The sequence below is a fragment of the Mitsuaria sp. MSU3D genome (genome assembly GCF_056867975.1).
In genome coordinates, this window is the sequence record NZ_CP200314.1 from 2,466,963 (window position 1) to 2,480,598 (window position 13,636).

At 66.6% G+C, this 13,636-nt stretch carries 16 protein-coding genes; 4 read left to right on the forward strand and 12 right to left on the reverse strand.

Translation table 11 applies throughout. From position 1 onward, the window contains the following. Positions 1 to 2: 2 nt before the first annotated feature. Complete coding sequence (yhbY, locus tag AC1VNM_RS10750) at positions 3 to 482, forward strand: ribosome assembly RNA-binding protein YhbY (RefSeq protein WP_483106919.1); 480 nt, start codon at positions 3 to 5, stop codon at positions 480 to 482. Positions 483 to 566: 84 nt separating this feature from the next. Here the strand turns inward: yhbY and AC1VNM_RS10755 are convergent, their stop codons facing one another. The 5 genes from AC1VNM_RS10755 to AC1VNM_RS10775 form a co-directional block, all read right to left on the reverse strand. Then, positions 567 to 1,004: a DUF4149 domain-containing protein gene (locus AC1VNM_RS10755; protein WP_483106920.1), complete on the reverse strand. Its 438-nt coding sequence runs from the start codon at positions 1,002 to 1,004 to the stop codon at positions 567 to 569. Positions 1,005 to 1,015: 11 nt separating this feature from the next. Next, positions 1,016 to 1,495, reverse strand: a complete 480-nt coding sequence (gene greA, locus AC1VNM_RS10760; protein WP_088406621.1) for a transcription elongation factor GreA — start codon at positions 1,493 to 1,495, stop codon at positions 1,016 to 1,018. Between the two features lie 84 nt (positions 1,496 to 1,579). Beyond that, positions 1,580 to 4,846, reverse strand: coding sequence for a carbamoyl-phosphate synthase large subunit (gene carB, locus AC1VNM_RS10765; protein WP_483106921.1), 3,267 nt, complete (start codon positions 4,844 to 4,846; stop codon positions 1,580 to 1,582). A gap of 18 nt (positions 4,847 to 4,864) precedes the next feature. Then, on the reverse strand, positions 4,865 to 6,025 hold the full coding sequence (gene carA / locus AC1VNM_RS10770; RefSeq protein ID WP_431104197.1) for a glutamine-hydrolyzing carbamoyl-phosphate synthase small subunit: 1,161 nt from the start codon (positions 6,023 to 6,025) through the stop codon (positions 4,865 to 4,867). 411 nt (positions 6,026 to 6,436) lie between these two features. After that, positions 6,437 to 6,838 carry a GlcG/HbpS family heme-binding protein gene (locus AC1VNM_RS10775; protein WP_377154045.1) on the reverse strand — a complete coding sequence of 134 codons (402 nt, stop codon included), beginning with the start codon at positions 6,836 to 6,838 and terminating at the stop codon, positions 6,437 to 6,439. 105 nt (positions 6,839 to 6,943) lie between these two features. Between AC1VNM_RS10775 and AC1VNM_RS10780 the strand changes: the two genes are divergently transcribed. After that, entirely contained in the window at positions 6,944 to 7,639 is a 696-nt protein-coding gene (locus AC1VNM_RS10780; RefSeq protein WP_377161866.1) for a Bax inhibitor-1/YccA family protein, read from the forward strand. A gap of 89 nt (positions 7,640 to 7,728) precedes the next feature. Here AC1VNM_RS10780 and AC1VNM_RS10785 read toward each other — a convergent pair whose 3' ends face one another. Both AC1VNM_RS10785 and AC1VNM_RS10790 read right to left on the reverse strand, forming a co-directional pair. After that, complete coding sequence (locus AC1VNM_RS10785; RefSeq protein ID WP_483106922.1) at positions 7,729 to 8,139, reverse strand: hypothetical protein; 411 nt, start codon at positions 8,137 to 8,139, stop codon at positions 7,729 to 7,731. Next, complete coding sequence (locus tag AC1VNM_RS10790) at positions 8,136 to 8,258, reverse strand: hypothetical protein (RefSeq protein WP_377154041.1); 123 nt, start codon at positions 8,256 to 8,258, stop codon at positions 8,136 to 8,138. Before AC1VNM_RS10790 ends, AC1VNM_RS10785 begins: the two co-directional genes overlap by 4 nt. 335 nt (positions 8,259 to 8,593) lie before the next feature. On the opposite strand from AC1VNM_RS10790, the gene AC1VNM_RS10795 reads away from it, so the two are divergent. Beyond that, positions 8,594 to 8,815 (forward strand): hypothetical protein, encoded by a 222-nt coding sequence (locus tag AC1VNM_RS10795; protein WP_377154039.1) that lies wholly within the window; start codon positions 8,594 to 8,596, stop codon positions 8,813 to 8,815. Between the two features lie 135 nt (positions 8,816 to 8,950). On the opposite strand, the gene AC1VNM_RS10800 is transcribed toward AC1VNM_RS10795, so the two are convergent. Beyond that, positions 8,951 to 10,240 carry an MFS transporter gene (locus tag AC1VNM_RS10800; protein ID WP_483106923.1) on the reverse strand — a complete coding sequence of 430 codons (1,290 nt, stop codon included), beginning with the start codon at positions 10,238 to 10,240 and terminating at the stop codon, positions 8,951 to 8,953. A gap of 148 nt (positions 10,241 to 10,388) precedes the next feature. Between AC1VNM_RS10800 and AC1VNM_RS10805 the strand changes: the two genes are divergently transcribed. After that, the gene (locus AC1VNM_RS10805) at positions 10,389 to 10,868 is read left to right on the forward strand and encodes a carboxymuconolactone decarboxylase family protein (protein WP_483106924.1); all 480 of its coding nucleotides are present in this window, start codon (positions 10,389 to 10,391) and stop codon (positions 10,866 to 10,868) included. Positions 10,869 to 11,049: 181 nt separating this feature from the next. Here the strand turns inward: AC1VNM_RS10805 and AC1VNM_RS10810 are convergent, their stop codons facing one another. The 4 genes from AC1VNM_RS10810 to AC1VNM_RS10825 all read right to left on the reverse strand — a co-directional run bounded on the left by AC1VNM_RS10810 (position 11,050) and on the right by AC1VNM_RS10825 (position 13,526). Beyond that, positions 11,050 to 11,598 carry a hypothetical protein gene (locus AC1VNM_RS10810; protein WP_431104203.1) on the reverse strand — a complete coding sequence of 183 codons (549 nt, stop codon included), beginning with the start codon at positions 11,596 to 11,598 and terminating at the stop codon, positions 11,050 to 11,052. Positions 11,599 to 11,659: 61 nt separating this feature from the next. After that, on the reverse strand, positions 11,660 to 11,821 hold the full coding sequence (locus AC1VNM_RS10815) for a DUF1328 domain-containing protein (protein WP_067270282.1): 162 nt from the start codon (positions 11,819 to 11,821) through the stop codon (positions 11,660 to 11,662). Between the two features lie 304 nt (positions 11,822 to 12,125). Further along, entirely contained in the window at positions 12,126 to 12,836 is a 711-nt protein-coding gene (locus AC1VNM_RS10820; protein ID WP_377154032.1) for a hypothetical protein, read from the reverse strand. A gap of 27 nt (positions 12,837 to 12,863) precedes the next feature. Continuing rightward, positions 12,864 to 13,526: an OmpA family protein gene (locus tag AC1VNM_RS10825; RefSeq protein WP_483106925.1), complete on the reverse strand. Its 663-nt coding sequence runs from the start codon at positions 13,524 to 13,526 to the stop codon at positions 12,864 to 12,866. Between the last annotated feature and the right edge of the window lie 110 nt (positions 13,527 to 13,636).

The following is a 13,636-nucleotide window of genomic DNA, read 5'->3' on the forward strand; positions in this document are numbered from 1 at the left end:
AGATGCCTGCTATTCAATTGACCCCTGCCCAGCGCAAGGAAAAACGCGCCGACGCTCATCACCTCGACCCCGTGGTGATGATAGGCGGCGATGGCCTGACGGCCGCCGTCACCAAGGAGGTCGACAACGCGCTGAAGGCCCACGGCCTGATCAAGGTGCGCGTCATGTCGGACGACCGCGACGGTCGCGAAGCCATCCTCGCCACGCTGGCCGAGGAACTCGACGCCGCGCCCATCCAGCACATCGGCAAGCTGCTCGTCCTGTGGCGCCCGATGCCCGAGAAGGAAAAGGCCGCCGTCAAGGAAGACGCCCGTTCGGCCCCCAAGGTCGTCAAGATCGTGAAGTTCTCGAAAAGCGGCAACAACCGTCCGCAGATCAAGAAGGTCACCGTCCTGGGCAACCAGCGCGTCACCCAGGGCGGTGAGGTCAAGCGCGCCAAGAAGCCGCGCCAGACCAGCGTCAAGAAGTCCAGCCAGGGCTGATGCCCGAGACGGCGCCAGGGCGCCAACGACAAGACGGCCCACGGGCCGTCTTTCTCTTTGTCCTCGCCGTCCGAATCTGAGTGCTCAGCGGGACGCCGTCCCGTTCACCCGCCAGGCCAGCACCAGGACCGCGAGGGTTCTCACCCCGAAGAGAACCAGCGACACCGCGTGCAACTGCAGGAAGGTCCAGCTCCCCTGCCCTTGCCGCGCAGCCTCCATCAGCGGCTGCAACGCATAGAAGCCGGCGGCGGTGCATCCGATGGCCACCAGGGGCAGCCAGAAATCCGGGCTCATCGCCGACCCGCGGACCGCGCCGTCGCGGTGCAGTCGCCGCTCCATGAGGATCAGCAATACGCCAGCGGCGAGCGCCACTCGGGCATCCATCTCGAACAGCCGTGCGACGTACTTGCCGGCCACGGCCCGCTCGAGGGTCGCGAACGCGTTCGGGGCCGCGAGCAGGGCGACCGTCAGCAGTTCGCCGGCCCACAGCGCAGCGAGCAGCGCGCGGATCCGCAGCAGCATGGCTCAGCGCTTCAGATGTAGCGGACGTCGACGATCTCGTAGCGCTTGATGCCGCCGGGCGCCACCACTTCCGCGACGTCGCCGGCTTCCTTGCCGATCAGCGCGCGCGCGATCGGGGAGCTGATCGAGATCAGGCCCTGCTTCAGGTCGGCTTCGTCGTCGCCGACGATCTGGTAGGTGACCTCGTTGCCGGACTCTTCCTCTTCAAGGTCGACCGTGGTGCCGAACACCACCTTGCCGCCGGCATTCACCGACGACGGATCGATCACCTGCGCCGACGACAGCTTGCCTTCGATCTCCAGGATGCGGCCTTCGATGAAGCCCTGCTTGTCCTTGGCGGCTTCGTACTCGGCGTTTTCCGACAGGTCGCCCTGCGCACGGGCTTCCGAGATGGCGTTGATCACGGCATGCCGCTCGACCGTCTTCAGCCGATGCAGTTCTTCCTTGAGCTTCTCAGCGCCGCGCTTGGTCAGTGGGATCGTCGTGGCCATGTCTCTAGAACCTTGAGTAACAAAACAAACCGCCGCTGCCGCTCAGGATCGCTGAGCAGCGGCGGCGGAATGGGATGAGGCAGTTTAATGCAGTTCGGCGTGCAGTTCCTGCAGCGATTGCACCAGCAGGCCGTCCTTGTGCTTCATGCCTTCGACGGCGGCCTCGCAGCCGGCCATCGTCGTGTAGTAGGTCACCCGGTTGGCCAGCGCCGCCTGACGGATGTGGCGGCTGTCGGCAATCGCCGTGCGCGTCTCGTCGACGGTCGTGAACACCAGCTGGATGTCCCCGCCCTTGATCATGTCGACGATGTGCGGGCGGCCGTCCTTGACCTTGTTGACCACGCGCACCGGCACGCCCGCCGCCTCGATCGCGGCCGCCGTGCCCTTGGTGGCCACCACGCCGAAGCCCAGCGCCGCCAGATCACGCGCCAATGCGACGGCACGATCCTTGTCGTTGTTCTTGACGGTGATCAGGACGTTGCCCTGGCGCGGCAGGCGCGAGCCAGCGCCCAGCTGGCTCTTCAGCATCGCTTCGCCGAAGGTCCGGCCGGCGCCCATGACTTCGCCGGTCGACCGCATTTCCGGGCTGAGGATCGGGTCCACGCCGGGGAACTTGTTGAACGGGAAGACGGCTTCCTTGACGCTGAAGTACGGCGGCTGGATCTCGACCGGCGGCTTGCCGCCGGCGGCCTTCTGGTCCTTGAGCTTGACACCGGCCATGCAGCGCGCGGCGATCTTGGCCAGCGGCTGGCTGGTCGCCTTGGACACGAACGGCACCGTACGGGACGCGCGCGGGTTCACTTCGAGCACGTAGACCGTGTTCTCGGACAAGCCCTTGGTCACGTCGCCCTGGATCGCGAACTGCACGTTCATCAGGCCGACGACCTTCAGCGCCTTGGCCATCTCCGCGGTCTGGCGGCGCAGTTCGTCCTGCAGCTCCTTGGACAGCGTGTACGGCGGCAGCGAGCAGGCCGAGTCGCCCGAGTGGATGCCGGCCGCCTCGATGTGCTCCATGATGCCGCCCATCATCGTGTCGGTGCCGTCGCAGATGCAATCGACGTCGACCTCGACCGCGTCCTCCAGGAAGCGGTCCAGCAGCACCGGCGACTTCTCGCTGACGCGCACGGCCTCGCGCATGTAGCGCTCGAGGTCCTTGTCGCCGTGGACGATCTCCATCGCGCGGCCGCCCAGCACGTAGCTCGGGCGCACGACCAGCGGATAACCGATCTCGTTGGCCAGCGCGACGGCCTGATCTTCATTGCGCGCCGTGCGGTTGGGCGGCTGCTTCAGGCCCAGCTCATGCAGCAGCTTCTGGAAGCGCTCGCGGTCCTCGGCCATGTCGATCGAGTCCGGCGAGGTGCCGATGATCGGCACGCCATTGGCCTCGAGGTCCAGCGCCAGCTTCAGCGGCGTCTGGCCGCCGTACTGCACGATCACGCCGACCGGCTTCTCCTTGGCCACGATCTCCAGCACGTCCTCGAGCGTCACCGGCTCGAAGTACAGGCGGTCCGAGGTGTCGTAGTCGGTCGAGACCGTCTCGGGATTGCAGTTGACCATGATGGTCTCGTAGCCGTCCTCGCGCATCGCGAGGGCCGCATGGACGCAGCAGTAGTCGAACTCGATGCCCTGGCCGATGCGGTTCGGACCGCCGCCCAGCACCATGATCTTCTTCTTGTCGGTCGGGTTGGCCTCGCACTCCTCGTCGTACGTGGAGTACATGTAGGCCGTCTGCGTCGCGAACTCCGCGGCGCAGGTGTCGACGCGCTTGTAGACCGGGCGCACGTTCAGGGCGTGACGCGTCTTGCGCACCTCGTGCTGGTTCGTACCTAGCAGCTTGGCCAGGCGCTTGTCCGAGAAGCCCTTCTTCTTCAGCAGGCGCAGCTCGTCGACGCTCAGCGAAGCCAGCGTGCGGCCGGCCAGCGACAGCTCGATCTTGATCAACTGCTCGATCTGGGCGAGGAACCACGGATCGATCTTCGTTTCCTCGAAGACCTCGTCCAGCGTCATGCCGATGCGGAAGGCGTCGCCCAGGAACAGGATGCGCGACGGACCGGGCTCACCGATCTCCTGCACGATCTCCTCGCGGTCGGTGCTGATCTCGGACAGGCCGTCGATGCCGGTTTCCAGGCCGCGCAGCGCCTTCTGGAACGATTCCTGGAAGTTGCGGCCCATGGCCATCACTTCGCCGACCGACTTCATCTGCGTCGTCAGACGCGAGTCGGCCATCGGGAATTTCTCGAAGGCGAAACGCGGGATCTTGGTGACGACGTAGTCGATGCTCGGCTCGAATGAGGCCGGCGTGATGCCGCCGGTGATATCGTTCTTGAGCTCGTCGAGCGTGTAGCCGACGGCCAGCTTCGCGGCGATCTTGGCGATCGGGAAGCCCGTGGCCTTCGAGGCCAGCGCCGACGAGCGCGACACGCGCGGGTTCATCTCGATCACGACCATGCGGCCGTCGACCGGGTTGATCGAGAACTGCACGTTGGAGCCGCCGGTGTCGACGCCGATCTCGCGCAGGATCGCGATCGAGGCGTTGCGCAGCAGCTGGTATTCCTTGTCGGTCAGCGTCTGCGCCGGGGCCACCGTGATCGAGTCGCCGGTGTGGATGCCCATCGGATCCAGGTTCTCGATCGAGCACACGATGATGCAGTTGTCCGCCTTGTCGCGGACCACTTCCATCTCGTATTCCTTCCAGCCGATCAGCGACTCCTCGATGAGCAGCTCGTTCGTCGGCGAGAGGTCGAGGCCGCGCTTGCAGATCTCCTCGAACTCCTCCGGGTTGTAGGCGATGCCGCCACCGGTGCCGCCCAGCGTGAAGCTGGGACGGATCACCATCGGGAAGCCGTCGCCGCCGATCTCGGCATGGATGCGCTTCTGCACCGACCAGGCCTCTTCCAGCGAATGCGCGATGCCCGAGCGGGCCGACCCCAGCCCGATCTTGGTCATCGCGTCCTTGAACTTCAGACGGTCCTCGGCCTTCTCGATCGCGTGCTCGTTGGCGCCGATCATCTCGACCTTGTACTTGTCCAGCACGCCGTGCTTGTGCAGGTCCAGCGCGCAGTTCAGCGCGGTCTGGCCGCCCATCGTCGGCAGGATCGCGTCGGGGCGCTCCTTGGCGATGATCTTCTCGACCACCTGCCAGGTGATCGGCTCGATGTAGGTGACGTCCGCGGTGTCCGGGTCCGTCATGATCGTCGCCGGGTTGCTGTTCACCAGGATGACCTTGTAGCCCTCCTCGCGCAACGCCTTGCAGGCCTGGGCGCCCGAGTAGTCGAACTCGCAGGCCTGACCGATGATGATCGGGCCGGCGCCGATGATGAGGATGCTTTTGATATCAGAACGCTTGGGCATGAGTCGTCTCCCTCTTCATCAGGCCTTGGACATCAGACCGATGAAGCGGTCGAACAGATACGAAATGTCGTGCGGGCCGGGGCTCGCTTCCGGGTGACCCTGGAAGCAGAACGCGGGCTTGTCGGTGCGGGCCAGGCCCTGCAGCGTGCCGTCGAACAGGCTGACGTGCGTCGCGCGCAGGTTGGACGGCAGCGTGTCGGGATCGACCGCGAAACCGTGGTTCTGGCTGGTGATGCTGACGCGGCCGTTGTCGAGGTCCTTCACCGGATGGTTCGCGCCGTGATGGCCGAACTTCATCTTGAAGGTCTTCGCGCCCGAGGCCAGCGCCATGATCTGGTGGCCCAGGCAGATGCCGAAGGTCGGGATGCCGGCCTCGATCAGCTGCGCGGTGGCCTTGATCGCGTAGTCGCAAGGCTCCGGATCGCCGGGGCCGTTGGACAGGAACACGCCGTCCGGCTCGAGGTCGAAGACCTCCGAGGCCGGCGTCTGCGCCGGCACCACGGTGATGCGGCAGCCGCGCGAGGCCAGCATGCGCAGGATGTTGCTCTTGACGCCGAAATCGTAGGCGACGACGTGGAACTTCGGGGCGGTCTGCTCGCCGTAGCCCTTGCCGAGCGTCCACTCGGTCTCGGTCCAGGTTTCGCGTTCAGTGCGGCTGACGACCTTCGCCAGGTCCAGGCCCGCCATGCTCGGCGCGCCCTTGGCCAGCGAGACGGCTTCGTCGATGTGCGCCTGCGTGATCTGCTCGCCGGCGCCCAGCGCCAGGATGCAACCGTTCTGGGCGCCCTTCTCGCGCAGCACGCGCGTCAGGCGGCGCGTGTCCAGGTCGGCGATGGCGACGGTGCCCTCGTCCTTCAGGTACTGGCGCAGCGTGCGGCCCTTGCGGAAGTTCGAGTCGAGGACCGGCGCCTCCTTGATGATCAGGCCTGCGGCAAAGATCTTCGACGCCTCGACGTCCTCGTCATTGACGCCATAGTTGCCGATGTGCGGATACGTCAGCGTGACGATCTGGCGGCAATAGCTGGGGTCGGTGAGGATTTCTTGGTAGCCGGTGAGCGCGGTGTTGAACACCACCTCACCAACGGTCCGGCCGGCGGCACCGAGCGCGGAACCCTTGAAGACCGTGCCGTCTGCCAGGGCAAGAATCGCGGGGGGAGCGGAAAGCAGATCGGGCAGCACGGGAAACTCCGTTGTTGTGCGCGCGCCCGGCTCTGCTTCAGGGCCCTGGCATCGCCGCCGGCACGCGCCATGGACGGCTGGCGCGCGGGTGCGACCGGGTCTCCTGTGAGGGAGTCGATCCGAGTGGGATCCGATGCGATCGGGGGTGAAGTGTGCGGGACGCGGTAGGTTGCGGGTAAACCTGACGAGTATAACCCGTCGGGGTATTCACGGAGAAGATTTGCGCAAACGGGTCATCGCGTGGTCATGGTTTGAGAGTCCTCGACTGCCACCTTTGAGCGATTGGCCGCGAGGCCATGGGGCCTTGGCGGCAAGCGCCAAAACCCCAAGGCCTCCCGTCCCTGAACCATCCAGCACTTCCACGGTCTGGGACCGAGGACTGCCCCGGATGGGGGCTGAGCACTTTGTGACTCAACCCAGGGCGGCGATGCCGGCCTTGGCGACCTGCGCGTCCTCGTTGGACTTCACGCCGCTGACGCCGACTGCGCCGACGCAGAAGCCGTCGACGATCACCGGCACGCCGCCCTCGAGCATCCCTTCCAGGGGCACGCTGAGGAAGGCGTTGCGACCGTTGTTGACGATGTCCTCGTAGACCTTGGATTCGCGGCGTCCGAGCGCGGCCGTCTTGGCCTTCGCGGGGGCGATCACGGCCGACGTGGCTGCGGCGTTGTCCAGGCGTTGCAGCCACAGCAGATGACCACCGTCGTCGACGATCGCGATGGTCACGGGCCAGTTGTTCTTGACGGCTTCAGCTTCCGCGGCGGCGGCGATGCGCTTGACGTCGTCCAGGGTCAGGAAGGGCTTCTGTTTCATCTGCGGCCTCGTCGGGGTCATTGAAGGAAAGACGATCACTTTAACGAAGCCTTAAGACCCATGCCTACAATCGACAGCAACTCTCACTTCATGGGGCGCACGCACATGAACGACCGCATCATCGACCTCAACCCCGGCGGCTTCGGCTCGTCGCTGTCCGCCGACCGCCAGCGCGTGCTGCGCAACACCTACGCGCTGCTGGCGCTCTCGCTGATCCCGACCGTGCTCGGCGCCTGGATCGGCGTGAGCACCGGATTGCTCGCCGCCATGGGCAACGGCGCGAGCATGATCCTGTTCTTCGTCGGCGCGTTCGGCCTGATGTTCCTGGTCGAGAAGACCAAGAACTCCGCCGCCGGCGTCGCCTCGCTGCTGGCCTTCACGTTCTTCATGGGCCTGATGCTGTCGCGCCTGCTGGCCGCGATCCTGGGCTTCAAGAACGGCGGCACGCTGATCATGACGGCCTTCGGCGGCACCGCGGGGATCTTCTTCGCGATGGCGTCGCTGGCGACCGTGGTCAAGCGCGACCTCTCGGGCCTGCAGAAGTTCCTGTTCGTCGGCGCCGTGATCGCGATGATCGCCGGCATCGCCAACGTCTTCCTGCAATCCACCGGCGTGCACCTGGCGCTGCTGGTCGCCGTGCTGGGCATCTTCTCGGCCTTCATGCTGGTCGACGTCAAGCGCGTCATCGACGGCGGCGAGACCAACTACATCAGCGCGACGCTCAACATCTACCTGGACCTGTACAACGTGTTCACCGCGCTGCTGCAGTTGCTGGGCATCGTCGGCGGCGATCGCGACTGATCGTCTCGCCGCACGCAAAAACGCCTCGGAATCTCCGAGGCGTTTTTCATTGCGCGGCACCAACCGCGCGTGCGTGGTACCGGCCCGGCTCAGTGCCCGGGCTTGCCCTGCGCCTTGTCCAGTTCCGGCTGCGAGTTCGATGCGCTCGGCGCCTCACTTGCAGCGCCCGCCGCAGCCACGTCGTCCGGTCGGTGCGTCACGACCGGCTTGATCGCGCCGGTGCCGATGAAGCGCGCGTACTCGCTGCGGGGCATGAGGGCACTCAGGCGCGAGTCGCCCTCCTCCCAGCCCAGCGTCACGTCGTGCTCGTTGATCTCGACCTGCACGGCGCCGGGACGGATGGCCATCATCGGACCGTCACCGGTCCGGTAGGTCACTTCGCCGCAGATGAAGGCGGACTGACTCAGCGGCTGGTCTTCACTGGCCAGACGTTCGACGGAAGGATCGACCGTGGAAGCGTCGGCGGGATGCTCGGGCGGCAGGGGTGGTCGGGCGCTCATGGCAGGTCCTCCTGGAAGTCGTCCCGCGGCAGTTCGTCGAGCCATTGCCACATGCGCACCGCCAACGCGGTAGCCGTACACGTGGCCAATGTCATCAGCATGAGCATGTTGTCGTCCATGGTGACCTCGAACCGGAGCGGGATCAGGTTGCGATGAAGGCATCGTCGTCGTCACCGGAGCGCCAGCGAAGCGGCGGCCACCGCGACGCGCTGTAGGCGCTGTCCCACAGCCATCGGAGTGCCGTGCAGGACTGCAAAACTGTGTGAAGTTCCGGGCGAACTTCGACCGCACCGTCAACGTCATCCGACGCACTTCCGTTGTGCCCACATGCTGTAGGACGACGTCGGACACGGACCACCTCCGCGCACCGACACCACGCACCGTGCTGCGCTTATGGGAAGCGAACGCCCCAGCGCCGATAGTGAAAGCAAAGGCACTCAGCAGGAGAACCCAAATGAACCTCCAGATCGCCGCCGACGCCGCTGCGTCGCAATTCGAGATCCGGTTTGAATCCATCTTCGACGCTGGCCGCGGGATGTCTTTCCCGTGCGATCCGCAAGGTCACGTCGATCTGGACAGCCTGCCCGCCCGCGCTCGCAACAACTACCTGTTCGCCCGCGCCATGGTTGGCAAGGATTACCTTCCGCCGGCCGTGCGCGGTCGCAACAGCCACTGACGACCTGACGGCATCCGGCCCCCAGGCCTGCGCTCAAGGCGGGCCTGGCGTTTGCCACTCCCTCCCTGCATCCTCCCTGTTGCCGCGTCGCACCCTCCGGGTCGGCGCGCCTTTTCTTTGTGGGCGTGATGACAGTCAGCGCGTGACGGCCGGGGTCGCTTCTTCGAAGCGGTCGACCGTGCGCAGCGGCTTGAACAGCGCCGCCCAGGCCGCCACGACGCCCAGCGTGCAGACGGCCCCCGTCACCGCCGCGGGCACCGCCCCCAGCGCGGCCGCGGCGCTCCCGGCGCGGAACTCCCCCAACTCGTTCGACGAGCCGATGAAGAGCATGTTCACCGCGTTGACGCGGCCCCGCATCTCGTCGGGGGTGGAGAACTGCACCAGCGCGCCGCGAATGTAGACGCTGACCATGTCCGCCGCGCCGGCAATCGCCAGCGCCCCGAAAGACAGCCAGAAGGTGGTCGACAACGAGAACACCAGGTTGGCCAGGCCGAACACCGCCACGGCCGCGAACATCACTTTCCCGACATGCCGGTTGAACGGCCGCAGGCTGAGATAAAGACCGGCGGTGACTTCGCCCACGGCCATCGCGCTGCGCAGCGCGCCCAGTCCTTCCGGACCGGCATGCAGGACTTCGTGGGCGTAGATCGGCAGCAGCGCGACGACGCCGCCCAGCAACACCGCGAACAGGTCCAGCGAGATCGTGCCGAGGATGATGGGCCGCGAGCGGATGAAGTGGATCCCGGCGCCGAAGCGCTGCCAGATGTTGCCGCCCGCGGGCGAAGGCGGCGCGGCAAAGCGCACCGGCACGGCGCCGACCAGCAGCGCGGTGCCCAGCGCGAAACAGGCCAGACAGACGAGATAGGTCAGGCCGGAGCCACCGAATCCGTACAGGATCCCGCCCAGGAACGGACCGCCGATGCTGGCCACGCGCAGCAGCATGCTGTTGGCGGCGATCGCCTGCGCCAGCTGTTCGCGCGGGACGATCTGCGGCAACAGGCTCTGCAACGCGGGACCGGAGAAGGCCCGCGCGCAGCCGAACAGCACCAGCACGGCATAGATCCCGGTCACGCCCGCGTGGCCGTGGCCGGACAGCCACCACAGCGCCAGGCTGCAACTCGCGCTCACGGCCCAGCTGATCGCCAGGATCGGCTTGCGGCTGAAACGGTCGATCAGGTCACCGGCCGGCAGCAGGAGCAGCAGCATCGGGATGAACTGCGCCAGGCCGACATAGGCCAGCGCCAACGGTTCGCGGGTCAGGTCGTACACCTGCCAGGCGACGACCACCGCCTGGATCTGCCCGGCGAATACCGCCGCCAGGCGGCAGATCAGGAACGCCGTGAAGCCGGGATGACGGAAGACGCTGGTCTTGGGGACCGGCGCGGCGCCGGAGGAGGGGGAAGACGGGGAGGCTGGAGCGGTCACGGCACGAGGTGTTCAAGGCCTTCTTGGGCGGGCGCCGGCCAGTTTAGCGAGGCGACACCGGCGCTTGGGCGCAAAGCGATGTCACAAGTGCGACGGCTGCGCCGTCTTGTGGATACCTACCCTTCACTTCCTCAACACGGAGCCTTCCATGAGCCCACGTCTGAACTACATGCAGCAGTCGCCCGCCGCCTTCAAGAAGCTGGTGGAGCTGTCCATGGCCCTGAAGGAGGGCGGACTCGAGCACGCCCTGCAATATCTGGTCGAGATCCGCGCCTCGCAGCTCAACGGCTGCGCCTTCTGCCTGGACATGCACGTCAAGCAGGCGGTCATCGGCGGGGAGCGCCCGCTGCGCCTGCACCACGTCGCGATCTGGCGCGAGTCGCCGCTGTTCTCCAGCCGCGAACGTGCCGCGCTGCTCTGGACCGAGACGCTCACGCGCATCCCCGAGTCCGGCGTGTCCGACGCGGTCTATGCCGAAGTCCGCGAGCAGTTCAACGAAAAGGAACTGTCCGACCTCACCTGGCTGGTGTCCTCGATCAACGCCTGGAACCGCCTCAACGTCGCGTTCCAGAGCATTCCCGGCTCGCAGGACAAGGCCTTCGGACTGGACAAGGCCGGGCTCGCCTGACCTTGCCCCGCCCCGGGCTGACCCCAAGAAAAACGGCGCCCCTCGGGGCGCCGTTGCAGTGGTGTCGACAGGGGGATCCGGGCAATGTTCGAGTTCTGGGCCCGGATCCGCCGGTGCAACGTCAGGCGCGAACGACCTCGGGTCGACGGCGCCCCCCGCCGGGGTGGAATTGCTCCGCCGATCAACGCTGGGCGTAACGCGCCTTGGCCGAGTTCACGCACACGTCCTTGGCATCGCCGGACAGCGTGTTGCACTTCTCGGCGGCCAGCTTGTAGTCCGCCTTCACGCGGGTTTCCTCCGCGTCATCGACGGCCGCGGCCACCTTCTTGTTCATCTTGAGTTCGGCCTTGGCCTTTTCGTACGAGGTCTTGGCTTCGCGCTGGCACACGTCCTTGGCCTCGCCCGAGCGGTCGTCGCAGCGCTCCTTGGCCACGTCGTAGCGGGCCTCATAACGCGCCTCGATCAGCTTGGCCTCGTCCTTGGCGTTGCCGCTGTAGTTGTACTCGAGCTGGGCCAGCGCCACGTCCTCGCGGCCCTTGGCCTCCTTGACGCAGATGTCCTTGGCGTTGCCCGACAGCTGATCACAGCCGTCCTTGTCGACCTTGTAGGTCTTCTTGATGTCGTCCTTGGCGCCGTCGTAGACCGACTTCGAGAAGTTGGCGGCTTGCGCCATACCGGCGCACAGGCTCAGGGCGGCGGCGATCAGTGCGGTGGTTGCGTGCTTGTTCATGGTCATCCTTTGCTTGTTGTTGGGAGAGGCAGTGAATCGGCGGCGGTCGGATCCGGCACCGTCACTTTCGAAGCAGGCTCATCACGAAGGTCACGACGGCCATGATCACGAAGACGAAGAAAAGGATCTTCGCAATGCTCGCGGCGCCGGCGGCGATGCCGCCGAAGCCGAACAGCGCGGCGATCAAGGCAATGACGAAAAAGACGACGGCGTAGTGCAGCATCTCGGTTCTCCTGCGCGGCACCGTGCCGCGATGGAATGAACTTTAGGGACTGGCCCGTCCGCCAGAGGCAGTCCCGCACCGCGACCCTGCGTCGGAGCCGCAACCGATGCGCTGTAGGAGAGGACCTACCGACCCGCCAAGGTCCCACGCAGCGGGACCGAAGACCGGATGTCGACGACTGGCACCACGCGGCATCAAGGTGACGCCGACGAGGCCTCAATGAAGCAGCAGCGAGGCCGCAACGAAAAAGCCGGCTCGCGCCGGCTTTCGTGGAGGGTGGACGAGGCGCGCGAAGGCGGCCGTCTCACCAGATCTTCTGGAAGGTCACGCCGACGCGCCCGCCCCGCGGACGGAAGGTCAGCGACGACTGCCCGCTCAGTTCCATCTTGAAGCCCTTGCGAAGGTCCGCATACGGCTTGCGGCTGTTGAACGCCAGGCCGACGCGCACCTGACGCTGATCGCGGTTGTTGAGTCCCGGCACGTTCAGATCATCGATCTGGGCGCGCTGTGCGTCGATCAGCGGCGTCTGCACGAAGGCGTGGGATCGTGGCCCGGTCGGCATCGCCAGTCCGACGAGCACGCCGGCGTCGCCGGCCGCGCCGGGGCGCAGGTTCTGGTAGGGCGTCGCATACAACCCGCCGCCGAACGCGGCGCCTCGCTGCTCCACACCGACGCCCAGCCGGAGCCCGCTGCCGGACAAGGGCCTGGCCCACAACATCGTCTGCGTGGCCTGCGGCGCACGGCCATACCAGCCGGCGGCGCCCGGGGACTGGTTGGCGGTCGCCAACGGCTCGGCGGCACTCTGCGTCACCGTGTAGCGGGAGCCGGACGAGGTGTCGCGCAAGGCTTGCTGGCGCGTCCGTTCCGACAGGCTGCGGCCCGACAGCTCGACATGATCATCGAGCGAACTCGGCGTCGCGGTGACGGCGGGTGCCGCCTGGACGACGGAGGCCAGCGACAGGGTCACCGGCATCAGCGCCGCGCGGAGGACATTTCGGGGGCAGAAGGCGTTCATGACTCAACTCCCGTTCTTGCAGACAACTTAGGACGCGGGTTGCGACAGGAAAATCTCGATCCGACGATTGGCGGCCCGCCCGGCCTCAGTGGCGTTGCTGGCCACCGGCTGTCGTCCGCCACGGCCCTCCACCAGCAACCGGCCGCGCCGGACGCCGTGATGGACCAGGTACTCACGCACGGCCTCGGCGCGGTCCAGCGACAGCGGGCCGTTGACCGCATCACCCGCCGAGCTGTCGGTGTGGCCGACGATGGTCACGCGGACGCTGTCGTCCAGGTTGCGGCTGACCTCGTCAAGCACCGGGCGCAGCGCCGGCTTGAGTTCGGAACGGCCGATGTCGAAGGAGACATCGGCGGGCACGCTCAGCTTGAGCTGGTTGTCCGGCGTACGGGCAACACTGATGCCCGCACCGGCGCCTGCCTGGACCAGCGCCTGGCGACGCTCTTCCATCCGGGACGACCAGAGGTTGCCGCCAAGGACGGCGGGCGCCGTACCCGAAGTGGCGCCGGTCGTGGCGCCGGGGACGTTGCCGTCCGTGCGGCCGTCCATCGAGGCGCAGCCGCCCAGGCCCAGCAGCATGCCGACCGCCAGGACCGGCAAGCCGGCCACCGCCGTCAGCCGCCAGCGGCTCTCGACGGAAACGCGCGAAGCGTTGGCGACGTGGATGGCGAGGACTCGGGGGCGGCGCATGACAGTCTCCAGGAGGGCTGTGGGGCTTGGTCACACGATAAATGGACCTTGCTGAGTGTCATGCTAGGGAGATCGCGGGGCGTCGGGTGTAGTCGGCTGTCGGAAGCGGA